This is a genomic window from Streptococcus sp. HMSC072D03, assembly GCF_001812855.1.
GTDB lineage: Bacteria > Bacillota > Bacilli > Lactobacillales > Streptococcaceae > Streptococcus > Streptococcus salivarius_D.
The window spans coordinates 1-23,264 of the sequence record NZ_KV810697.1; the positions used below are offsets into that span (position 1 = coordinate 1).

Here is a 23,264-nt window from a genome sequence, read left to right on the forward strand (position 1 = left end):
GAAGTTCCATGACTAATTTTTGAGCCTAAGGTCTCAAAAATTCCGAGTTCCTGAAACTTAATAGTTCCAGGAACTTTTCTCACAGCGGAAAGTCTTGAAGAAAGTAGATCTCAAATAATAGTTTAATCTATTTGATAAATTCTATAGAAATGTTGGGCCATATTGTATTCCAATTTTTCTTCTTTACTCTCTCGTTATAGACCGTTTGTCGTTCTTTATCTGAAAAGTAATGCGGTGTGGGTGATACTCTGAAGTTAATCAAATCGTCTGTTCCAAAAGGAATAAATACCTCTAGTTCCTGATTGTCATTTAGTCTAGCAGCTATAGCAGTACATTTTTCGGGAAATTTTGAAACAGCATCTGTAGAGCTGATATACTTTTCAGTATTAGGACTATGTATATTCATATAATACTGATTTTTTATTTCCCAATTGTATTCAGGATGTCTTCTCTTTATCTGATTCTCTATTTCAACAGTTCGTTCATATGATATATTTTTATCAAAGAAAATGACATCGATATCAGATAAATTGATATTTGAAGATGTATTTCCGGTACTTAAGTAGTCCCAAATATAATTGCGTATAGTTCCAGCACAAAGCCAACAGTCATTTAGTTGGAAAGAGTGGATAATCTTTAATAGTGCCATTAGTTCGGAGTTCTGTTTAATTAGTTTTTCGACATCAATCATTTTAAAACCTCATTGGTATTGTACTAGTTTAAGATAGAAATATCAAAATAAGATCATATCTCTAATGCAAAGCGACACTCTAGGTTAGATGTCGCTTTTTTTGCGCTTTGATGATAAGATAGAAGTGCTATAAGAAAATTCTTTAGATTGGTGCTCTTTGTCTCCTTTGAATGCTTGATTGACCTTGAGTCACCACTAGAATCTGTATGAAAAATCTAGAAAGACACTCGCCTGCAAATTCGTCTGTGAGTGTGTGTAATTTATGACTAAGAAAGTAGGAGTGGGCAAGGCTCACAGTAAGATTATTTTGATGGGGGAGCACTCGGTCGTTTATGGTCATCCTGCCCTTGCCCTCCCTCTTAAGGATATTGAGGTTGTCTGTCAGATTCAGGCGGCTGCGACTCCTTTGACGCTCAAGGCTCAAGATCCCTTGACGACAGCGATTTTTTCAGCGCTTAATTATCTGGAAATCAAGAATCAGCCTATTAGCTATGCTATTAAGTCTAGTGTCCCTGAAAAGCGTGGCATGGGGTCGTCTGCGGCTGTAGCCATTGCGGCAATTCGAGCGGTCTTTGATTATTTTGATCAGGAGCTTAGCCAGGAGACCTTGGAAATGCTAGTCCATCAGGCGGAGACCATTGCCCATAGTAAACCTAGTGGTTTAGATGCAAAGACCTGCTTGAGTGACAAAGCTATTAGCTTTACGCGTAATATCGGTTTCAAGGAAATCGAGGTCAATTTAGGTGCCTATCTGGTCATTGCTGATACGGGTATCCATGGAAATACCCGTGAGGCTGTGGAAAAGGTTGAGGCCATTGGTTTAGATGCCTTGTCAGATCTCAACCAACTGGGCGAATTAAGTCAGAAGGCAGAACGCGCCCTCAAAGCCAAGGATCAAAAGCTTCTTGGTCAGCTCATGTCTCAAGCCCATAATCACCTTAAATCTTTAGGGGTGTCTTGTGATTTGTCGGATCTTCTAGTAGCAACTGCTCTGGAGCATGGTGCACTGGGAGCCAAGATGTCAGGCGGAGGACTTGGTGGCTGTATTATTGCCCTGACAAGTACTAAAGACCAAGCCCGAACGATTGCTAAAAAACTTCAAGAAAAAGGAGCCGTAAACACGTGGATAGAAAGCCTGTAAGCGTCAAATCGTACGCAAATATTGCTATTGTCAAATACTGGGGTAAGGCAGATGCGGAGCGTATGATTCCTTCAACCAGTAGTATCTCACTGACTTTGGAAAATATGTATACGGAAACCAAGTTATCTTTTCTGCCTGAGGATACGACTGGTGATGTCATGTATATCGATGATGAGCTCCAAGGGGAAAAAGAAACAACCAAGGCCAGCAAGGTTTTAGATCTCTTCCGTACTAATCCCAACCAACATGTCAAGATTGAAACTTGGAACAACATGCCAACAGCAGCGGGTCTATCCTCAAGTTCCTCAGGACTTTCTGCCCTAGTTAAGGCGGCTAACGAGCTTTTCCAAGTAGGAAAAACGCAGTCTGAATTGGCTCAAATTGCCAAGTTTGCTTCAGGTTCCTCATCACGGTCTTTCTTTGGTCCATTGGCAGCTTGGGACAAGAATAGTGGTGATGTTTACCAAGTAGAAACAGACCTTAAATTGGCCATGATTATGCTGGTTTTGACAGACCAAAAGAAACCCGTATCAAGCCGTGATGGTATGAAGTTGTGTACCGAAACATCGACATCCTTCCCAGAGTGGATTAAACAGTCCGAGCAGGATTACGAGGATATGTTAGGCTATCTCAAGGCTAATGATTTCCAAGCGGTCGGTGAGCTCACTGAAGCAAATGCCCTTCGTATGCACCAAACCACAAGTACGGCCAACCCTCCATTTTCATATCTGACGGATGCTTCCTATCAGGCTATGGACAAGGTTAAGGCCCTCCGTGCCTCTGGTGAACAGTGTTATTTCACTATGGATGCAGGACCAAATGTTAAGGTGCTTTGTCTGGAAGAAGACCTGGACCGCCTAGCAGAGCACTTCCGTAAGGACTATGAGGTCATTGTTTCACGCACCAAGGAGTTGCCAGATGCCTAAGCAGTCGGTCAGTCGAGTCAGGGTAAAAACTGGCGGAAAACTCTACATTGCTGGAGAATATTCAGTTCTAACACCTGGGCAGACAGCCCTAATCCAGTTCATCCCTATCTTTATGTCAGCAGAGGTCAAGGAAGCACCAAGCACACAGCTATCTTCTGATATGTTTGACTATAGTGTTAACCGTGAGCCAGACGCAAATTATGCCCTCATTCAAGAGGCTTTGAATACTTTTGAAGCCTATTGTGGTGAGAACTTGCCTATTCTGAACCTTTCAATTACTGGAAAGTTGGAGCGAGATGGTGTTAAATTTGGCATTGGCTCATCAGGTTCAGTTGTGGTTTTGACCCTCAAGGCCCTGGCAGCGGCTCTGCAGAAAGACTTGTCCGAAGACATTCTCTTTAAATTAGCTAGTTACACCCTCCTCAAACAAGGAGACAACGGTTCTATGGGGGACCTAGCTTGTATCGTATACGAGGATCTGGTTTCCTATCGCTCTTTTGACCGTGCAAAAATAGCAAAGCTTATAAACCAAATGACTCTATCAGAACTTTTGGAATTAGACTGGGGCTATCGTATCAGACCAGTAGTACCAGCTCTCAAAGCTCATTTTTTGGTGGGCTGGACCAAGCAAGCTGCTATCTCCAAAGACATGGTTAAGATGGCCAAATCTCGTATATCAAGCAAGTATCTAGGTGAAACCGAAGTTGCTGTTCAAGCTGCCATCAAGGCTCTGGAAACAGGAGATAAGAACTTGCTTAAGAGCAGCCTTCAAGCTGTCAGTGACCAGTTGGAATCACTGAGTCCAGATATTTATGTGGACAAGCTGAAAAAACTCAAAGAAGCAGAGCAAGGACTCGATGCCATTGCTAAGTCCTCTGGAGCTGGAGGTGGCGACTGTGGTATCGCCTTTGCCTTTGACCAAGCTAGCCGAGATGCTCTAGTTGAGCGTTGGCAACAGGTAGGAATAGAGCTCTTGTATGAGGTTTAAAGGTCAGCCTAGTAGATATTATCACGCAAGAAAGTAAAGAAATAACCTATGACAAATCGTAAAGACGATCACATCCGTTATGCCCTCAAGTACCAGTCGCCCTATAATAGTTTTGACGATATGGAACTTATCCACAAGTCTCTACCAACTTATGATTTAGATCAGATTGACTTGTCCACACATTTTGCAGGACGAGATTGGAACTTTCCCTTTTATATCAATGCCATGACAGGTGGTTCTGCCAAAGGTGGTGCAGTTAATCGTAAATTGGCTGAGGTGGCCAGTCGAACAGGTATTCTCATGGTGACGGGTTCCTACAGTGCTGCTCTAAAGGGAGAAGCACCAGAATCCTTTGACTATCGTCAGGAGTTTCCAGACTTAGACCTTGCGACCAATATCGGTGTGGATAAGTCTGTGGACCTGGGGATTAAGACGGTGGAAGCTATGAATCCAGTCTTTTTACAGCTCCATGTTAACCTTATGCAGGAGCTTCTCATGCCTGAGGGAGAGCGTATTTTCCACACTTGGAAGGAAAATGTGGCGGCTTATGCACAGAACATAGAGGTTTCTCTTGTGCTTAAGGAGGTCGGCTTTGGTATGGATGTGGAAACCATTCATTATGCCATGTCTCAAGGCATCAAGACTGTGGATATCTCAGGTCGTGGTGGGACTAGCTTCGCCTATATTGAAAATAGTCGAGGCGGTAACCGTGATTACCTCAATGACTGGGGACAAAGCACCGTTCAGACCCTCTTGCAAGCCCAAGACCTTCGTGATAATGTGGAAATCCTAGCCTCAGGTGGCGTGCGAAACCCACTCGATATGGTCAAATGCCTGGTTCTAGGAGCAAAAGGCGTTGGGCTCTCACGCACTGTCCTTGAATTGGTGGAACGTTACCCTGTGGATAAGGTTGTGGCTATTGTCAATGGCTGGAAGGAAGACCTTCGTCTCATCATGTGTGCCCTTGATTGTCGGACTATTGATGAGCTCAAATCCGTAGATTACATCTTACATGGTAAGCTACAAGGGACTTATATCAAGCAAGGAAAGTAGGAAAGAGCCAAGTGCTCTTTTTTTAATTTCCAAAGATGGTAAAACAATTTCTCTGAGTGATGATGGAGATGGCAACAATAGTGGTATTGGTTCAAATGTCGCTGCGGTAATGTTAAAAGATGCCTCTATCAATGGTGATAAAATCACCGCAAGAGTATATTATGATGATGATGAGGGCGACATTACCTTAACACCTGTCAAAGAAAAATAATTGTATTCTTGGTTTGACTTGCTTCTAGCGAGCAAAGCGAGCACTTAACGAGACTTTCCGCTGTGAGAAAAGTTCTAGAAATACTTGTATTTCTAGAACTCGGAATTTTTGAGACCTTAGGCTCAAAAATTAGTCATGGAGCTTCGAAGAAGTTCGCTGACGTCCGCACTCACTTAAGGAAAGTCTCAAAAAATATTATTTTACAAAAAAGAGCGTAACCTCTTTTTTATTATCCACTCAAGCAAAAAGTAACTTTTCCCCTTGACAAGTTACCGCCTTAGGAGTATAATTTTCAGTGAAATACGGTAGGTGAGGCTACCACAAGGATACGGATGACTACCGCAAAGCAGTGGAGACACTACTCGTTGGTCAACAGTCCTGATCGCCAAGGTCAAGACTAAGCTCATTTCATCGCCTTGCGGAGCTAAAGCTTGAACGGTCCATTTTTTGACAGAATCTATTAAAAAATCAACCTCGAGTTTATAGAGTCTTACCTGTATATGGGTAGGACTCTTTTCTTTTGTCTGAGGTCCACCCACTATGTAAAAAAATGAAAGGAGAAACCTATGAGACTAATCGACGATCACCCCGAACCGCACCTAACCAGTCAATCGCTGATTAGTGTCTTAGGGACTCCATAAGTGATTGGCTCCTGATTAAATAAGGAGATTCCAATGTCAACAAATAAAGAAAGACTTATTGCTGCTCTTCAAGAGCCACTTGAAACAACCCTTACTCGCTACAAGACTCATTTGGATGGCTTGAAGGAAGACCAAGTAGAAGAAAACCGTGACCTTTTTGGGGAAAATGTCATAACCAAAGGACAAGAGGATTCTATCATTAAAAAGATTTATGAATCTATCATCAATCCCTTTACTGTTATTCTCTTAGTCATTGCTCTGGTTTCCTTTATCACCAATGTCTGGCTTGCTAAACCGGGTGAAGAAGACCCAACGACTTCTATCATCATTGTCACTCTAGTTTTGATATCTGGTGGTATCCGTTTTATTCAAGAACTTCGTAGCGACAAGGCTGCCAGTAATTTGTCTCGCATGATTGTCAATACAGCAACAGTACTTCGAGATGGCAGTGAGCAAGAAATCCCAATTGATGAAATTGTGGTTGGAGATGTGGTCAAACTAAGTGCGGGAGATATGATTCCGGCTGATGTGGTCTTACTAGATTCTCGTGATTTCTTTGTTCAACAGTCTGGCTTGACAGGTGAAAGCGATGCTGTGGAAAAAGCTTGTCTGGCTAAAGCAGATGGTCAAAATCTAGAGAGCCTGCTTGAAAGTGAGAGCCTTGCTTTCATGGGAACTAATGTTATCTCTGGTCGTGCAACAGCCTTGGTTTTAGTTGTTGGTGATGAAACCATGATGGGAGCAATTGAGCAGACCATCAATACTTATGACGAACCAACTTCATTTGAACGTGAGATGAATTCCATTTCTTGGCTCTTGATTCGACTCATGTTGGTTATGGTTCCTGTTGTTTTTGTGATTAACGGTTTAACAGATGGGGACTGGCTTGAAGCCGGCGTCTTTGCCCTTAGTGTGGGAGTCGGTTTGACCCCAGAAATGTTGCCGATGATTATCACAGCCAGTCTTGCCAAGGGTTCTATCATTATGGCCAAGGAAAAGGTGGTCATCAAAAAACTTAATGCTATTCAAGACCTAGGGGCTATCGACATCCTTTGTACGGATAAGACAGGAACCCTGACTCAGGATGAAATCGTTCTTGAGTACCCTCTTGATATCCATGGTGACCTTGACCTATCAGTACTTCGGAGAGCCTATCTTAATTCTTATTTCCAAACTGGCTTAAAAAATCTTATGGACCGTGCCATTATTAGCCGAACTGAAAGAGAAGCTAAGAAACATGACATCGTTCGTGACCTTGACCAGACCTTCCACAAGATTGATGAGCTACCTTTTGATTTTGAACGTCGTCGCATGAGTGTCATTGTTCAAGACACTGATGGATTTGTTAGCATGGTGACAAAAGGTGCCCTTGAAGAAATGCTCTCTGTTTCTAACTATGTGGAATACAAGGGAGACATTATCCCATTGACTGACGATGTTCGTGAGGAAGTCCTTGCGGAAGTTGCACAGTTGAATGAACAAGGTTTGCGTGTTCTCGGTGTTAGCTACAAATCACAACTTAATGAAAATGACGTCTTTAGTGTTGAAGATGAAAGTGATATGATTTTGACGGGATATCTTGCCTTCCTTGACCCACCAAAACCATCAGCAGCACCTGCTATCAAGGCTTTGGCGGAATATGGTGTGACCACAAAAATTTTGACTGGAGACAATGATAAGGTGACACAGGCTGTCTGTGAAAAAGTTGGTCTAGATGTGACGCACATTCTACTTGGAAGTGATCTTGATACCATGTCAGATCAAGATTTGGCTAAGGCTGTGGAAACGACAACAGTCTTTGCTAAGTTATCCCCAGACCAAAAGGCACGAATTATCCTAAGCCTTAAGGAAAATGGGCATAAGGTAGGCTATATGGGTGATGGTATCAACGATGCCCCATCCATGAAGGTGTCAGATGTGGGGATTTCTGTGGATACAGCTGTTGATATCGCCAAAGAAACTGCAGATGTTATCTTGCTTGATAAGGATTTAATGGTCTTGGAAAAAGGTTTGGTTGAAGGACGGAAGGTCTATGCTAATATGACCAAATATATCAAGATGACCGTTTCTTCAAATTTCGGGAATATCTTTTCTCTCCTCTTTGCCAGCATTTTCTTACCATTCCTACCAATGGCACCTGTGCATTTGATTGTCCTAAATCTTGTCTATGATATCTCTTGTATCGCCCTTCCATTTGACAATGTGGACAAGGAATTTCTTAAAGAGCCACATATCTGGGAAGCCAAATCAATCATGCGTTTCATGGCTTGGATAGGACCTATTTCGTCCGTATTTGATATTTTGACATATATCTTGCTCTATTTCATCATTGTGCCAATGATTTTGGGGCATGGCTATGTTCATGGTTCACCAGAAGCAGCAGCCTTTATCATTATTTTCCAAACAGGTTGGTTTATCGAATCTATGTGGTCTCAAACCATGGTTATCCACATGTTACGTTCACCAAAACTACCATTTATTCAAAGTCACCCAGCACCATCAGTTGTTGTGACAACCTTATTTGCTGCTTTCTTTGTGACTTCTCTTCCATACAGTCCATTGGCTAGTCTCTTAAAACTCAGCCATCTAAACGGTCTCTATTTCATTCTCTTGTTTATCATCATTACTTTGTATATGCTTAGTGTTACCTTTGTGAAGCATATCTATATTAAGAAATACAAAGAATGGTTATAGGATAACTATACTTAGAAAAAGAGCATAAGCTCTTTTTTCATTACCTTTCATTCTGCCAAAACCTTTTCATTTATGGTATAATAGGGCGATTATAGATAATCAGAGGCCCTAAAAAACGTCTGTTATGAGGACATCTTTTCTAAGAAATGAGAGACTATGTTTTCAAGGCCCCTTTCTTTCGTAGGCTATCCCAGTGGGAGGTGGAGGCCCTGAGATTTGGGGCTCAAGGCTAAGACCGTCTCGAAGGAAACCATCACAAAAAAATCTTAAGAAGGAAAAAGAAAATGAGTAATTACGCTATTATCCTTGCTGCGGGTAAAGGAACTCGCATGAAATCAGATCTTCCAAAAGTATTGCACAAGGTTTCAGGCATCACTATGCTTGAGCACGTCTTCCGTGCAGTTTCAGCTATCGAACCAGCTAAAAACGTTACTGTTATTGGTCACAAGGCTGAGCTTGTTCGTGAGGTTTTGGATGGTCAATCTGCCTTCACCATGCAAACTGAGCAGTTGGGGACTGGTCACGCAGTAATGATGGCTGAAGAAGAGTTGGCTGGACTTGAAGGTCAAACGCTTGTTATTGCTGGTGACACGCCTTTGATTACTGGTGAAAGCCTTAAAAACCTTATTGATTTCCATGTTAATCACAAAAATGTTGCCACTATCTTGACTGCAACTGCGGACAATCCATTTGGTTATGGTCGTATTATCCGTAACGAAAATGGCGAAGTGACTAAGATTGTTGAGCAAAAAGATGCCAACGAATTCGAACAACAGGTCAAAGAAATCAATACAGGGACTTATGTCTTTGACAATAAACGTCTCTTCGAAGCACTTAAAAATATCAACACTAACAACGCTCAAGGGGAATACTATTTGACTGATGTTATTTCTATTTTCCGTGAGAATGGTGAAAAAGTAGGTGCCTTCACTCTTCGTGACTTTGAAGAAAGTCTCGGGGTTAACGACCGTGTTGCCTTGGCTACGGCAGAAGATGTTATGCGTCGTCGCATCAACCAAGCTCACATGGTTAATGGTGTTACTTTCCAAAATCCAAACGCTACTTATATCGATGTGGATGTGGAAATTGAGCCAGACGTTGTCATTGAAGCCAATGTTACGCTTAAAGGGCAAACTAAAGTCGGTGCAGAGTCAGTGCTTACCAATGGGACTTATATTGTTGATTCAACTATCGGTGCCAATACTGTTATCACTAACTCTATGATTGAGCATTCAGTGGTTGAAAAAGGTGTTACCGTTGGTCCGTTTGCCCATGTTCGTCCGGATTCAATTCTCAAAGAAGGTGTTCATATCGGTAACTTCGTCGAGGTTAAGGGTTCTACCATCGGTGAAAATACTAAGGCTGGTCACTTGACCTACATTGGTAATGCGGAAGTTGGTTCTGATGTTAACTTTGGTGCTGGAACAATTACTGTTAACTATGATGGACAACACAAGTTCAAGACACAAATTGCCAATAATGTCTTTATCGGAAGCAATTCAACCTTGATTGCACCGCTTGAAATTGGGGCTAACGCCCTCACAGCGGCTGGTTCAACCATCACAGATGATGTGCCAGCTGACAGCGTAGCCATTGGACGTGGCCGTCAGGTCAATAAAGAAGGCTATGCCATTAAGAAACCTCACCACCCAAGCCAACAAAAGTAGGCTTAAGGCTATCTGAGCTAGATTCTCTTGTAGAGTAGGGGTAGCCTAGAATGAGGTCAGAAGTAAAAGGAGTCAATTCATGGATTTTGAAGAAAAAACACTCAAACGTGAGTCAAAATTTAAGGGACATATTTTTGAAGTTGCAGTAGACGAAGTCCTCTTACCAGACGGTAAGACAGCTGGTCGTGAACTCATCTTCCACAAGGGAGCAGTAGCTGTTTTAGCGGTTACCCCAGAAGGGAAAATCATTATCGTCAAACAATACCGTAAGGCTATTGAGGCGGTTTCTTACGAGATTCCTGCAGGTAAACTGGAAGTCGGTGAAGCTGGCGATGAAATGGCTGCAGCAGCGCGTGAACTTGAAGAGGAGACTCAATACAAGGGTGATCTGGAATTGATTTATGAATTTTACACAGCCATTGGCTTTTGTAATGAGAGAATCAAACTCTATGTAGCGACCAACCTTAAACCTGTGGAAAATCCACGTCCACTTGATGATGATGAGTTCCTTGAACTCTATGAATTGACCTATGAGGAGTGTATGGAACTTGTGGCTTCAGGGGCTATTCAGGATGCCAAAACCATCATTGCACTCCAATACTATGCACTTCATTTCGGAGGAAAATAAGCAATGGGAAAACCACTTTTGACCGACGATATCATTGAGCAGGCCAAGCGTGGGGAAATCGATTTAGAGGAACATCCTTATTATGAGGACTATGATCAAGAGTTCTACGATGAGGATTATGAGGCTGATTACCAGCCTTCTGCCTACAAGAGCCGTCGAATTGAGAATGCTAAACGCAATCAATTTCAACACAAGCTTAATCGCATCCTCTTTTGGGTTGTGGTCCTCTTGATTCTTCTCTTCATTGCTGTCTTTTATTTCTAAAAAGTCTATGAGTCAGATAGCCCTAGCTACTGATTCAGGAAAGATTACAAGCTGAAAAGGAACTATATGAAAATCGGAATTATCGCTGCCATGGAGCAGGAGTTAGTGCTTCTAGTGGAGCAATTGGAAAATAAGGTTGAAGAAACTGTTCTTGGCAATACCTACTACACAGGACGCTTAGGCAAACACGACGTCGTTTTGGTGCAATCAGGTGTTGGTAAGGTTATGTCAGCCATGTCTGTGGCTGTCTTGGCAGACCATTTTGGTGTTGATGCCCTCATTAACACTGGTTCTGCAGGAGCAGTAGCACCTGGACTTAAAATTGGAGATGTGGTTGTGGCTTCAAAATTAGCCTATCACGATGTTGATTTGACAGCCTTTGGCTATGATTATGGGCAAATGTCTATGCAGCCACTCTACTTTGAAAGTGACTCTACCTTCGTAGAGACTTTCGAGAAGGTCTTGGCTCAGGCTTCCATTGATTCTAAGATTGGGCTAATCGCTACGGGTGATAGCTTCATTGCGGGTCAAGACAAGATTGATGCTATTAAGGGGCATTTTCCAGAAGTCTTGGCTGTAGAGATGGAGGGAGCAGCTATTGCTCAAGCCGCACACAGTGTTAAAAAGCCTTTCATCGTTGTACGTGCCATGAGTGATACAGCGGCTCATGATGCTAACATTACCTTTGATGAATTCATTATTCAGGCGGGGAAACAATCAGCTGCTATTCTAGTAGAGTTTCTCAAAGAGCTTGACTAAAATACTTTAAATGAGTGTTTATGCTCATTTTCCTAATTAACTTAAATAAGACTGCTATTCATTTAAGAATGGCAGTTTTTTTCTGCTTTTAGATAAGATAATCTTCTCATTTTTCTAAGAGAAAATCTGAATTTTAGCATTTTTCAGACGGAACTTGAATTAAAATTATGGCAATAAAATGAGAAATAAAAACAATATTAAAAGAGAGGTCCCGAAAGAAAGACTATAATATAAGGGTTTACAAAATTCACTATCTATTGATATCTTAGAAAGCTTTACAAAACATCCAAATAGGTAAATAATTTTCTTGCAAAATTCTGAAAATAGTGTATAATCCAAAATGAAAAGGGTTACAAAAATGTTAAGATTTGTAATAATGGGAGGATAGAATCATGAATAACCGATTCGGTGATTCGAGGCAACGTTTCTCCATTCGTAAGTTTACGGTGGGCGTTGCATCGGTCTTACTTTCGTTTGCAGTTTTTGGTGTGAGTACCGCCAAAGCAGAGCAAGCTGAGGAGCCTAAAGGGCAACCAGCGACGAGTGTACTTGAGGAAGCTAGCGAGTCTGATGGTGGGGGCCAAAGGACAAGCACTAGTGTCTCAAGTCATGAAGCGACAGTTGAACCTACCGTTCATGCAGAAAGTATCAGTGCTATTTCAGTGACTGCTGTTACTAGTGAAGCTGCGGTTCAAGAGCAAACGGTTGCAAGCTCTGAACAAACGAGTACATCACAAGATAAGACTAGTGAGGGGCTCAGTGAGACACCTGTAGCCGTTAATGAGACACGTGAAGCTAGTGCTCTTGCAGAAGCAAAGAATAGTAGCACAACGTCTTTTGATAATTTTGGACTTAAGATTACCAACTCGACCAATCCCGTCTCAGCGGATGTCAAGGTGACAAAGATAGGAACTGAAATCCATATTCAAAATCCTGATGTGGAAATGGAATTTCCAAATGGTAATAATAAGTACGCGACTAACAAGGTTGTTTATCACAATATTCCTTTTCCTGATGATATAGCTATTAATTCAGGTGATAAGGTCATTCTCACTATACCAAGTGCATTACAGTTTAGGACGGGTTATAGTGTTAATGTTTACAATCCTAATAACGAAGTTGTAGGGATTGCTCAGGTTGATCCCAAGACAAACAAAATTGAAACCACATTTAATCGTTATTTTGAAGATTATCCTATCGGGAAATTTATGAATTTAGAGTTAGATACTCTCTTTTCAGAGGATTTTGAAGGTGGGGAACATTTACACCTTGATTTTGATGGCCATATTATAGATGTTACAGTTGGGAAAGCTAATCCTATCCCAGAAGATGAAATTATTTCTAAGTGGGGTAGTCAAGATAAGAATGATCCTACTTTGATTAATTGGGGGATGCGTGTTAATTATGCTAGGCGTGTTTTAAATAACCTTCAATTGATTGATACCTGGTCTGATAACCAAAAATTTGTGGATGGATCTCTACAGCTTCGCTATATTGATTCAGCAGATCCTTGGATTGACAAGGGATCTGCTATGGAGTTAATCAAGAGTTTTTCTCACGACGATACTAAATTCGAACTTAATCTTAATCAGCTAGATCGTATGGTTTATATTTGGTATCAAACACGATTAGGAAAGCTAACATCTAATCAGAATAATACTACGAATAAAGTTAACCTATACACGAATGCTGAGACAAAAAATTATGATTATGAAGTACGTTTAGTTGGAGGTCGTGGAAATGCAGGTGGTGAACAACAAACGTATTTCAATCTTGAGTTTGAGAAGGACTTGGCAGGCAGAAACCTCAAGGACAAAGAATTTACCTTCAAATTGGTTGATGTGACTGATAGTGCCAATCCTGTTGACTTAGGGGAAACCACTAATGATGCCAAGGGTAAAATCGTTTTTTCAGATCTCTCACTCAGTAAGCCAGGCATCTATCGTTATCGTGTGACAGAGGTTGCAGGTAATGACGAAGATGTGGTCTATGACAAACTAGAAGCCAATATCACCATTCAGGTTGTTCGTGAAACTGTGGACAATCAAGTTAAATTGGTTGCCAAAGTTGTCTATCCAGAAGACATTGTCTTTAATAATAAATTGGTCACCCCAGCTAAGGCTAAAATCGCATTCGGTAAGGAATTGACCAAGGTCGGTGTTAAACAAGGACTTAAAGCTGATGAATTCCAATTTGTCCTCAAAGACCGCTTTGGAAATGTGGTTGAGACTGTAGGAAATACAGCTGACGGTCAGGTTGCCTTTAGTGAGTTGACTTTCAATAAGGTAGGTACTTACAACTACACCGTTGAAGAGCTTGCAGGTAAGGATGACTCAATTGTCTATGATACGATGAAGGCAGCCGTTTCTATCACGGTAACACGTGATGGTGATGCTCTTGTTTCAAGCGTTGTTAATCCAAAAGATACTATCTTTAACAACAAGTTTGTGACTCCTGCTAAAGCCGCTATTCAGTTCAGTAAGGAATTGACTAAGGCAGGTGTAAACCAAACTTTGACTGCTAATGAGTTCCAATTTGTTCTCAAAGATAGTGCCGGTCATATTGTCGAAACAGTTGGTAATACAGCTGATGGTCGTGTTGCGTTTAGTGAACTTCACTTTGATAAGGCAGGAACTTACACTTATACTGTTGAAGAAGTTAAGGGAACTAACGAAGATATCATCTATGATGGTATGAAAGCGACTGTCTGGATTACAGTGACACGAGATGGTGATGCTTTGGTATCAACAGTTGCTAATCCAAAAGACACTGTTTTCAATAACTATGTTAAAGACGTGCAACCAGCTAAGGCTAAATTCGAATTGACCAAGGTTCTTACAGGTCGTAACCTCAAAGGTGGTGAGTTTAGTTTCGTCCCCAAGGACGACAAGGGTAATGTTATCCAAACAGTGACCAATAATGCACAAGGAAATATTAGTTTTGGAAATATTGTCTACGACAAACCAGGTGTTTACTACTACACTGTTGAAGAAGTCAAGGGCAATGAAGCTGACGTGGTTTATGATAACATGGTGGCTAAATTCCAGGTGACCGTTACTAAGACTGTAGGTGAAAAGGAAAATCTACTTGTAGCAGCCGTTCTCCTTCCTTTGGATACAGAATTTAACAATAGTTACATTTCTCCAAAACCTCCTACACCGCCAACACCACCGACACCACCAAGTGTCCCACCTAAACCACCAGTGGTTCCGCCAACACCACCAACTCCGCCTACTCCACCGGTGACTCCAAAACCAGCTAAGCCAGTTCAATCCTCTGAGAAATCAGGACCTCAACTTCCAGAGACTGGTCAAGCAAACGATACTGCCTTGCTTGCCCTTGGTGTGGCAGCAGAAGTGGCAGCAGTCATGGGTGTAGCATATAGCCATCGTCGCCGTAAAGACGTTTAAGATGATGACCTAAAAGATCGAGTATTCTCGATCTTTTTTAGTGTTTGGCTGTCCATCTCATTAAATGAGAAATCAAGATAAAGCCAACTGCAAGATGAAATTTCTACTAAATTAAGCTATAATGAAGAGTATGAAAGTTCTACTTTATCTTGAAGGAAAATCGGTTCTTGAAAAATCAGGAATCGGACGAGCTCTCCACCATCAGATGCATGCCTTGGACTTGGCGGGGATTCCCTATACAACGGACATCTTGGGTGATTATGATGTCGTTCATATTAATACTTATGGGCCACGCAGCTTGATGTTGTTGCATGCTGCAAAACGCCGTGGCAAGAAGGTCATCATGCATGGTCATTCGACACGTGAGGACTTTGAAAATTCATTCATCGGTTCTAACCTCTTGGCTCCACTTTTTGGGAAATATTTGGCCCACATGTATCAAAAGGCCGATTACGTGATTACACCGTCTGAGTATTCCAAAAAATTGATTCAGTCTTACGGAGTTACCACACCAATCATTGCTGTTTCAAATGGGATTGATTTGAAAAAATACGGCAAGGATCCACGTAAGGAAGAAGTTTTCCGAGACTACTTTGGTATCAAGGAAGGACAGCCAGTGGTGATTTGTGCGGGGCTTTATTTCCAACGCAAGGGAATTGAAGATTTCGTCAAGGTTGCCGAAAAGATGCCTCATGTTCGTTTCATTTGGTTAGGTAGTATCAGCAAATGGCTAATTCCTAAAAAGATTCGAGACATTGTTAATGGTAAGCATCCTGATAATGTCAGCTTCCCAGGTTATTTCAAGGGAGCCGTCTTCCAGGGAGCCATGAGTGGTGCTAATGCCTTCTTTTTCCCATCATACGAGGAAACTGAAGGAATCGTAGTGCTAGAAGCCTTTGCCAGTCACCAGCATGTGGTCTTGCGTGATATTCCTGTTTATGAAGGCTGGGTGGATGACAAATCAGCCTCATTCGGGCACAATGTGGACGAATTTGTAGTGGCCTTGCAAGATATTATCGATGGTAAAGTGGACAAACGAGAAGAAGGGTATAAGGTTGCAGAAAGTCGCTCGATTGATGATGTGGCTCAGAAACTTGTTGAAGCCTACAAAGAAGTATTGGAGATTTAAATGCGTATCGGATTGTTTACAGATACCTATTTTCCACAGGTATCAGGTGTTGCGACTAGTATTCGCACGCTGAAGACGCAGTTGGAAAAAATGGGACATACAGTCTTTATCTTTACCACGACTGATAGAGATGTTGACCGCTATGAAGACTGGCAGATTGTCCGTATTCCGAGTGTGCCTTTCTTTGCTTTTAAGGATCGCCGTGTAGCTTATCGTGGCTTTTCCAAGGCACTAGAGATTGCTAAACAATATAAGCTTGATATTATTCATACGCAGACAGAGTTTTCATTAGGTCTGCTAGGGATTGCCATTGCACGCGAACTTAGGATTCCTGTTGTGCATACCTACCATACTCAGTATGAAGACTATGTCCGCTATATTGCCAAAGGTATGGTTATCCGTCCAAGTATGGTTAAGTACATTGTTCGTGGCTTTATGAGCGATTTGGATGGAGTTATCTGTCCGAGTGAGATTGTTTATGATCTCTTGCTCAAGTATAAGGTTGCAGCTGAAAAACGTGTCATTCCAACGGGGATTGAACTTGAAAAGTTCCAACGTCCAGAGATTACTGAAGATGATGTGACGGACTTGAGAACTAAGCTTGGTATCGCCTCTGATGAGACTATGTTGTTGAGCCTTTCTCGTGTGTCCTATGAGAAAAACATCCAGGCTGTACTGGCTGCTCTCCCTTCTGTTTTGGAGGAAGACGACAAGGTGCGTTTGGTTGTGGCTGGTGACGGTCCTTACCTACCAGATCTTAAGTCTCAAGCCAAAAAACTTGGTATTCAGGACAAGGTGGTTTTCACTGGTATGATTGCGCCTAGTGAGACAGCACTTTATTATAAGGCTGCTGATTTCTTTATTTCGGCATCAACCAGTGAGACTCAAGGATTGACCTATCTGGAAGCCTTGGCTAGCGGTACTCCGATTATTGCTCATGGAAATCCTTATTTGGATAATGTGATTACAGACCAGATGTTTGGAACGCTTTATTATCATGATAATGATTTAGCCGGGGCCATTTTGGAAGCAGCCATTGCAACGCCAGAAAAAGACGAGACTAAGTGGGCCGATAAGCTTTATGAAATTTCTGCGGAAAACTTCGGAAAACGTGTCTATGAGTATTACCTGGACCTTACGATTTCTAAGGATTTCCACAATGATTTGAATGGTGAAGATAGTACCATGAAACGCTTGACGCGTATGGTAACTTATTTGCCAACTAAGGCTATTACCTTGCCTGTTAATGGCTCTGTTCGTATCCTCAAAGGATCAGCCAAACAGGTCAAGAAAATCAGAAATATCACGAAACTATTGGATTAGGAAAGCTACCAGATTTTTCTAGTCAGATAAAATCTTAGAATTGATTAATAAAAGAGATAATTAGCTTGAAAAATTACAGTTTCATGCTATAATAACGCATAGAGACATATCAGTCATGGGAAATCTTTCAGAGAGCGTGTGGTGCTGGAAATCACGCAGAGGACATGATTGGGACTACTCGATTAACTTTTTATGCAAACATAAAACGGTGGCTACGTTAGAGCCAATCAGAGGTGTAGGACAGACTCGTTTTTTGTCGTACATGAACTAAGGTGGAACCACGTTGCGACGTCCTTTTGAGGATGTCGCTTTTTTATATTTAAGATAGTAAAACGTTTCTGTTCCTGATTTCAAGAGCACCTCGATAATATTCATGCTAACAATAATAAAGGAGAATACGATGATTAACATTACTTTCCCAGATGGCGCTGTTCGTGAATTCGAATCTGGCGTTACAACTTTTGAAATTGCACAATCTATCAGCAACTCTTTGGCTAAGAAAGCTCTTGCTGGTAAATTTAACGGCAAATTGATTGACACAACTCGTGCTATCACTGAAGATGGAAGTATCGAAATCGTGACACCTGATCACGAAGATGCTCTTCCAATCTTGCGTCACTCAGCAGCTCACTTGTTTGCCCAAGCAGCTCGTCGCCTTTTCCCAGATATTCATTTGGGTGTTGGTCCAGCTATCGAAGATGGTTTCTACTACGATACTGACAATGAAGCTGGTCAAATTTCTAACGAAGACCTCTCTCGTATCGAAGAAGAAATGAAGAAAATCGTTAAGGAAAACTTCCCATCAATCCGTGAAGAAGTGACAAAAGACGAAGCGCGTGAAATCTTCAAAAACGATCCATATAAATTGGAATTGATTGAAGAACATTCAGAAGATGAAGGTGGTTTGACTATCTACCGTCAAGGTGAGTACGTTGACCTTTGCCGTGGCCCACACGTACCATCAACTGGTCGTATCCAAGTCTTCCACCTTTTGAATGTTGCAGGTGCTTACTGGCGTGGAAATAGCGATAATGCTATGATGCAACGTATCTACGGTACAGCTTGGTTCGATAAAAAAGATCTCAAGGCTTACCTTAAACGCCTTGAAGAAGCTAAAGAACGTGACCACCGTAAACTTGGTAAAGAACTTGATTTGTTCATGATTTCTCAAGAGGTTGGTCAAGGTCTTCCATTCTGGTTGCCAAACGGTGCGACAATCCGTCGTGTCTTGGAACGCTACATTGTTGATAAGGAAGTAGCAGCAGGCTACCAACACGTATACACTCCACCAATTGCTTCTGTAGAACTTTATAAAACTTCAGGTCACTGGGATCACTACCGTGAAGACATGTTCCCACCAATGGATATGGGGGATGGAGAAGAGTTTGTCCTTCGTCCAATGAACTGTCCTCACCACATCGAAGTTTACAAACACCATGTGCATTCTTACCGCGAATTGCCTATCCGTATCGCTGAAATTGGTATGATGCACCGTTATGAAAAATCTGGTGCCCTTACAGGACTTCAACGTGTGCGTGAAATGTCACTTAATGACGGTCATACTTTCGTAACACCTGAACAAATCAAAGATGAGTTCCAACGTACGCTTCAATTGATTATCGACGTTTACGAAGATTTCAACTTGACTGACTATCGTTTCCGTTTGTCATACCGCGACCCTAAAGATACTCACAAATACTTTGACAATGATGAAATGTGGGAAAATGCTCAAAGCATGTTGAAATCAGCCATGGATGACATGGAACTCGACTACTTTGAAGCAGAAGGTGAAGCTGCCTTCTACGGTCCAAAACTTGATATCCAAGTGAAGACTGCCCTTGGTAATGAAGAAACACTTTCTACTATCCAATTGGACTTCTTGCTTCCAGAACGCTTTGACCTTAAATACATCGGAGCTGATGGGGAAGAACACCGTCCAGTTATGATTCACCGTGGTGTTATCTCAACAATGGAACGCTTTACAGCTATCCTTATTGAAAACTATAAAGGAGCCTTCCCAACTTGGTTGGCACCTCAACAAGTGACTGTTATCCCAGTTTCAAATGAAGCCCACACAGATTACGCTTGGGAAGTTGCTAAACAACTTCGTGACCGTGGTATCCGTGTTGAAGTGGATGAACGTAACGAGAAAATGCAATACAAGATTCGTGCGTCTCAAACACAAAAAATCCCTTACCAATTGATTGTTGGTGATAAGGAAATGGAAGACGGAACTGTTAACGTTCGTCGCTATGGACAAAAACAAACACACACTGAAGCTGTGTCAGAATTTGTAGAAAATATCCTTGCTGATATTGCTCGCAAATCACGCCCAGATGCCGAATAATTCAGAAAGTCGGTTAGCTAAGCTAGCTGACTTTTTAGTAGGATAAACCATGCACGTTTTTAGGAAAAGACTTTTATTTTTGCTGGGAGCAGTACTAGTCTTTGTACTAGCGAGCTTTACTTACCATAGATTAGCCTTGCAAAGAGAGAAGGCTTCCCTCAAACCTATGGGGCAAATGGTGTCTGTTAATGGCCATGACATGAGCGTCTTTGTAAAGGGGGAGGGGCCACAAACTCTAGTTTTTCTTTCTGGTGCTGGAACAGCCTCTCCCATTCTAGATTTTAAAGACTTGTATGATGGGCTTTCGAAGCAGTATAAGATAGTCGTTGTTGAAAGGGGTGGCTATGGTTACAGCGAGGACACGTCTAAGTCCCGAGATGTTTCTGAGGTTCTTTCAGAGACACGTCAAGCCCTAGCCAAGGCTCATGTCTCAGGTCCTTATATAATCCTTTCTCATTCGATGGCCTCCTTAGAGACACTTCTGTGGCAGAAAAAATACCCTAGTGAAGTGAAAGCTATCATTGGTTTAGATTGGGCCCTACCAGAAAGTTATGCACATTTAACAATACATCCCCAGATTTTACGTATGGCTCGTTGGGGAAGTCAATTAGGCTTATTAAGGTATTTACCGAGTCGCTTATATGTGCCTAATGCCAATCTCAGTAATAGTGACCACCGCCTCTATCAACGGATAGCCTACCGTCAAATTTTGTCAAAGGCTATGTTAAATGAGAGCCTGTCTGTTAAGGAAAATGCGAAAAAGGTTACTTCTAGCATTGATTCACAAATTCCAACCTTACTGATGGTCTCTAATGGTGAGGGTACTGGTTTTAGCCAGGAGGACTGGCGGCATTATGCGACTAGCTTTGCAAAGGACCAGAAAAATATTGAAGTGACTTTTTATGATTCTCCGCATTATCTTTATCACTATCAGACCAAAGAGGTGGCCGAGAAAATAGAGGAGTTCATCAAAGAGACGACTGATTAAATTTACGTATGTTATTGAGGAGAAATGTGATGCTCATTGGTTCAAAAGCCTTTCGACACTTATGGAAGGACTGGCAAAGAGACTACCAACCATTGCAGGTGCTTAAGCTGTTGCTAGCTTATATAGGGATGCCAGAGGACTTATCGGGAGAGCTTGAAGAAAGCCAACACCTTTTATCTTATTTCGATCCTGACTTGGCACCGCATGATTCCTTCTGGAAGGATGTCGTTAAATTGGTAGATTTGGCTTTTCCTGGTGATAGTTTGTCTAAGGATGTTTCTATAGAGCGACAAATCCATCAGCTACGTTACCTGATTTCTAGTCAACAGGCTCAGTATGTGCGAACGCATTATAAAAAGCCGGGGATGACAGATAAAGAAGCTTTGGCCGTCTATCTCAGATGGAAACCTTTCACCATGTTCGATCAGGGACGTTTGCACCAGAAGGTTTCTATCTGTGATGGCAAGGCGGTTTATCCTGATGGGATTCCAAGTGTTAATCTAAAAATTCTTCTCTATAATCGGATTGAGTTTATTCTGGATAGTCAGGGAAACTTTCTCAATGAGGTCGATGCGGAGCAGGTGACTGAAAGTGGGGTGGTTAATGGTGCCAGTTTTAACTATGGTAATTTCAAACGCCACTGGCAACTGGATGTGGAGCCGGTCCAACCACATGACCCTGATTTTCGTAATCGGATGACCAAGGGCTTTCGTTCACCCAACAAACTTAAAAAACGTTGGGGACGGAAGGCACCTGAACAGTTTGATAAATCTTTCTACAATCCAAAAGGCATCTATGCCCAGTCTCATAGGTCTTTGGCAAATGATGTCAAACACCAATCCAGACTTTTTCTCGCTCTGGTTTATGGCTTTAAACCGGTTCAGAAAAAGCAAACAAAGGAGGTTCATATGTCTAAACAACCACAAAACAATAAAGGAACAGAAGTTCTAGGCTCACTTGTCTTTATGGCCTTATACGCCCTAGGTATTTGGCACAATGCTGTCCGAGGAAATATTCCCTTTCTCATTCTTTGGAGTGTTTTACTCCTTGTTAATGTCAGCTATTTGATTTTCCGCTTGAGAAAATAAAAAAAGAGAGTGATACAGACCTAAATGGTAAGAAATTTAGGTCTGTATCACTTTTTTTTACATATGTCTATAAATTAAGGTAACTCTATTTCACTTAACCATTCAAAGATTTCGTCATTGCTATCAAAAGCAGAACCATTCTGACAGTGAAGGTCGCTTGAGTAGTTTTCTTTATCAAAAATAATTAACTTTTTCTCTTTCGAGGGTATGGATTCAAAATACTTAAAACCTAGTTGTTTATCGTAATACATATCATTGGCAGCTAAAAGTACGAGAACGGGCCCTGTAATTGTTACTTCCTTAAATTCCTTACAGCGATTAATCAAAGAAGATAGTGAGGATTCTCCAAAATTCCACTTTGCATGTTCAACCTGCCAATTTAAAAACTTATTTCTTTGAATATAAAACATAGCTAACTTTTCAACAAAACTTGGCATTGTATCACCAATGAAACGATGGAATATTCTAGGGATATTATTTTTGAAGGATTCTAGGACACTTGGGAAATAATTATATAAAACAATACTATCAAATAAGTCATTTTTATTTCCTTGTGCGCGAGCCATTAGCAAACCGCCCAAGGATAGACCGATTCCGATAAAAGGTTTAGAAACTTGATTTTCGTAGTAATTAATTACGGCTTGGCAAACCTTTTCCCAATTAGGAATAAATGGAAGATGATGTTCTCTAAGGACAGAGGATTGACCTGCTCCCTCAAAAATGATGACATCATAACCTTCTTCGATTCCTGCAACAACATTTGTAAAGTAAAGTTCTTCTAACAAGGCATCGAAACCACCACAGATAAAGAGTGTTCCTTTGCATGTTTTTGTCTTATGAGTGAAATAAAGAGAACGTAAAGAGATATTATCATACGGAATGTTTTCCAAACGATAAGGAATTTCTAACGTATTTAGTCCCTCATAAAAATATTTAACTGATAGTTGATAGACGTCTATTTTTCTTTTATCCAAAGGGGAAAGGAAAAATTCAGAGGCTTGGAAATAACGACTGGCTCGCAAAAAAGCATGTCCTCGACTAATTTTAGAGGAATATCTTTGACTACGTTTTAATAGTTTTTCAGCACCATTTTTCCAGCCATGATACCAAGACTCGTAGTTGCCATCTGTGATTTGTTGGCAGATATTTTCAACCTCGGCAAAGTCACTTCCACCTTTTGGACAGTACCACATGACACGTCGTGTTTCAAATTCGAATTCTCTTGTTTTAAAAAATACCATGCTTTGCTCCTGTCGAATGTAGTACAATAGTAACAGACTTTAATATCTTGAATATACAATATAAGTGCACAATAA

18 protein-coding genes and 1 riboswitch are annotated in these 23,264 nt (G+C 41.4%); of the genes, 16 read left to right on the forward strand and 2 right to left on the reverse strand.

The window, feature by feature from the left end; translation table 11 throughout:
• Nucleotides 1-127 precede the first annotated feature (127 nt).
• Complete coding sequence (locus HMPREF2877_RS09625) at nt 128-691, reverse strand: nucleotidyltransferase family protein (RefSeq protein ID WP_013990966.1); 564 nt, start codon at nt 689-691, stop codon at nt 128-130.
• Nucleotides 692-953: 262 nt separating this feature from the next.
• Between HMPREF2877_RS09625 and mvk the strand changes: the two genes are divergently transcribed.
• The 16 genes from mvk to HMPREF2877_RS09705 all read left to right on the forward strand — a co-directional run bounded on the left by mvk (nt 954) and on the right by HMPREF2877_RS09705 (nt 21,948).
• Nucleotides 954-1,832, forward strand: a complete 879-nt coding sequence (gene mvk / locus HMPREF2877_RS09630) for a mevalonate kinase (RefSeq protein WP_049554105.1) — start codon at nt 954-956, stop codon at nt 1,830-1,832.
• Nucleotides 1,814-2,758, forward strand: coding sequence for a diphosphomevalonate decarboxylase (gene mvaD, locus HMPREF2877_RS09635; protein WP_070579784.1), 945 nt, complete (start codon nt 1,814-1,816; stop codon nt 2,756-2,758). Before mvk ends, mvaD begins: the two co-directional genes overlap by 19 nt.
• Complete coding sequence (locus HMPREF2877_RS09640; RefSeq protein ID WP_070579786.1) at nt 2,751-3,746, forward strand: phosphomevalonate kinase; 996 nt, start codon at nt 2,751-2,753, stop codon at nt 3,744-3,746. Before mvaD ends, HMPREF2877_RS09640 begins: the two co-directional genes overlap by 8 nt.
• A 48-nt stretch (nt 3,747-3,794) precedes the next feature.
• A complete protein-coding gene (fni, locus tag HMPREF2877_RS09645; protein WP_070579789.1) occupies nt 3,795-4,799 on the forward strand; it encodes a type 2 isopentenyl-diphosphate Delta-isomerase in 1,005 nt (334 codons plus the stop codon).
• Complete coding sequence (locus tag HMPREF2877_RS09650) at nt 4,759-5,010, forward strand: hypothetical protein (protein ID WP_070579791.1); 252 nt, start codon at nt 4,759-4,761, stop codon at nt 5,008-5,010. Before fni ends, HMPREF2877_RS09650 begins: the two co-directional genes overlap by 41 nt.
• A 294-nt stretch (nt 5,011-5,304) precedes the next feature.
• A riboswitch (M-box (ykoK) riboswitch) is annotated at nt 5,305-5,460 on the forward strand.
• Nucleotides 5,461-5,684: 224 nt separating this feature from the next.
• Entirely contained in the window at nt 5,685-8,345 is a 2,661-nt protein-coding gene (gene mgtA, locus HMPREF2877_RS09655; RefSeq protein WP_070579793.1) for a magnesium-translocating P-type ATPase, read from the forward strand.
• A gap of 284 nt (nt 8,346-8,629) precedes the next feature.
• A complete protein-coding gene (glmU, locus tag HMPREF2877_RS09660) occupies nt 8,630-10,012 on the forward strand; it encodes a bifunctional UDP-N-acetylglucosamine diphosphorylase/glucosamine-1-phosphate N-acetyltransferase GlmU (RefSeq protein ID WP_070579796.1) in 1,383 nt (460 codons plus the stop codon).
• 79 nt (nt 10,013-10,091) lie between these two features.
• Nucleotides 10,092-10,640: an NUDIX domain-containing protein gene (locus tag HMPREF2877_RS09665; RefSeq protein WP_002886219.1), complete on the forward strand. Its 549-nt coding sequence runs from the start codon at nt 10,092-10,094 to the stop codon at nt 10,638-10,640.
• A 3-nt stretch (nt 10,641-10,643) separates the two neighbouring features.
• Nucleotides 10,644-10,904 carry a cell wall synthase accessory phosphoprotein MacP gene (gene macP / locus HMPREF2877_RS09670; RefSeq protein ID WP_013990959.1) on the forward strand — a complete coding sequence of 87 codons (261 nt, stop codon included), beginning with the start codon at nt 10,644-10,646 and terminating at the stop codon, nt 10,902-10,904.
• A 66-nt stretch (nt 10,905-10,970) separates the two neighbouring features.
• Nucleotides 10,971-11,663 carry a 5'-methylthioadenosine/adenosylhomocysteine nucleosidase gene (locus HMPREF2877_RS09675; protein WP_004182967.1) on the forward strand — a complete coding sequence of 231 codons (693 nt, stop codon included), beginning with the start codon at nt 10,971-10,973 and terminating at the stop codon, nt 11,661-11,663.
• A gap of 392 nt (nt 11,664-12,055) precedes the next feature.
• Complete coding sequence (locus HMPREF2877_RS09680) at nt 12,056-15,073, forward strand: Spy0128 family protein (RefSeq protein WP_070579799.1); 3,018 nt, start codon at nt 12,056-12,058, stop codon at nt 15,071-15,073.
• A gap of 130 nt (nt 15,074-15,203) precedes the next feature.
• The gene (locus HMPREF2877_RS09685) at nt 15,204-16,202 is read left to right on the forward strand and encodes an LTA glycolipid anchor biosynthesis glycosyltransferase, IagA/BgsA family (protein ID WP_021144521.1); all 999 of its coding nucleotides are present in this window, start codon (nt 15,204-15,206) and stop codon (nt 16,200-16,202) included.
• A complete protein-coding gene (locus tag HMPREF2877_RS09690) occupies nt 16,203-17,525 on the forward strand; it encodes a glycosyltransferase family 4 protein (RefSeq protein ID WP_004182964.1) in 1,323 nt (440 codons plus the stop codon).
• Between the two features lie 400 nt (nt 17,526-17,925).
• On the forward strand, nt 17,926-19,872 hold the full coding sequence (gene thrS, locus HMPREF2877_RS09695; protein WP_045768979.1) for a threonine--tRNA ligase: 1,947 nt from the start codon (nt 17,926-17,928) through the stop codon (nt 19,870-19,872).
• Between the two features lie 49 nt (nt 19,873-19,921).
• Nucleotides 19,922-20,860 carry an alpha/beta fold hydrolase gene (locus tag HMPREF2877_RS09700; protein ID WP_045771895.1) on the forward strand — a complete coding sequence of 313 codons (939 nt, stop codon included), beginning with the start codon at nt 19,922-19,924 and terminating at the stop codon, nt 20,858-20,860.
• A 29-nt stretch (nt 20,861-20,889) separates the two neighbouring features.
• Nucleotides 20,890-21,948, forward strand: coding sequence for a DUF3114 domain-containing protein (locus HMPREF2877_RS09705; RefSeq protein WP_045771894.1), 1,059 nt, complete (start codon nt 20,890-20,892; stop codon nt 21,946-21,948).
• A 74-nt stretch (nt 21,949-22,022) separates the two neighbouring features.
• Here HMPREF2877_RS09705 and HMPREF2877_RS09710 read toward each other — a convergent pair whose 3' ends face one another.
• Complete coding sequence (locus HMPREF2877_RS09710) at nt 22,023-23,189, reverse strand: dipeptidyl aminopeptidase (protein WP_045771893.1); 1,167 nt, start codon at nt 23,187-23,189, stop codon at nt 22,023-22,025.
• Nucleotides 23,190-23,264: the final 75 nt, after the last annotated feature.

Coding starts and splice junctions, on each gene's coding strand:
- macP (WP_013990959.1), top strand. CDS start 10,644: ATGGGAAAACCACTTTTGACCGACGATATCATTGAGCAGGCCAAGCGT.
- mgtA (WP_070579793.1), top strand. CDS start 5,685: ATGTCAACAAATAAAGAAAGACTTATTGCTGCTCTTCAAGAGCCACTT.
- thrS (WP_045768979.1), top strand. CDS start 17,926: ATGATTAACATTACTTTCCCAGATGGCGCTGTTCGTGAATTCGAATCT.
- HMPREF2877_RS09690 (WP_004182964.1), top strand. CDS start 16,203: ATGCGTATCGGATTGTTTACAGATACCTATTTTCCACAGGTATCAGGT.
- HMPREF2877_RS09675 (WP_004182967.1), top strand. CDS start 10,971: ATGAAAATCGGAATTATCGCTGCCATGGAGCAGGAGTTAGTGCTTCTA.
- HMPREF2877_RS09680 (WP_070579799.1), top strand. CDS start 12,056: ATGAATAACCGATTCGGTGATTCGAGGCAACGTTTCTCCATTCGTAAG.
- fni (WP_070579789.1), top strand. CDS start 3,795: ATGACAAATCGTAAAGACGATCACATCCGTTATGCCCTCAAGTACCAG.
- HMPREF2877_RS09685 (WP_021144521.1), top strand. CDS start 15,204: ATGAAAGTTCTACTTTATCTTGAAGGAAAATCGGTTCTTGAAAAATCA.
- mvk (WP_049554105.1), top strand. CDS start 954: ATGACTAAGAAAGTAGGAGTGGGCAAGGCTCACAGTAAGATTATTTTG.
- HMPREF2877_RS09625 (WP_013990966.1), bottom strand. CDS start 691: ATGATTGATGTCGAAAAACTAATTAAACAGAACTCCGAACTAATGGCA.
- HMPREF2877_RS09640 (WP_070579786.1), top strand. CDS start 2,751: ATGCCTAAGCAGTCGGTCAGTCGAGTCAGGGTAAAAACTGGCGGAAAA.
- glmU (WP_070579796.1), top strand. CDS start 8,630: ATGAGTAATTACGCTATTATCCTTGCTGCGGGTAAAGGAACTCGCATG.
- HMPREF2877_RS09650 (WP_070579791.1), top strand. CDS start 4,759: ATGGTAAGCTACAAGGGACTTATATCAAGCAAGGAAAGTAGGAAAGAG.
- HMPREF2877_RS09665 (WP_002886219.1), top strand. CDS start 10,092: ATGGATTTTGAAGAAAAAACACTCAAACGTGAGTCAAAATTTAAGGGA.
- HMPREF2877_RS09710 (WP_045771893.1), bottom strand. CDS start 23,189: ATGGTATTTTTTAAAACAAGAGAATTCGAATTTGAAACACGACGTGTC.
- HMPREF2877_RS09700 (WP_045771895.1), top strand. CDS start 19,922: ATGCACGTTTTTAGGAAAAGACTTTTATTTTTGCTGGGAGCAGTACTA.
- HMPREF2877_RS09705 (WP_045771894.1), top strand. CDS start 20,890: ATGCTCATTGGTTCAAAAGCCTTTCGACACTTATGGAAGGACTGGCAA.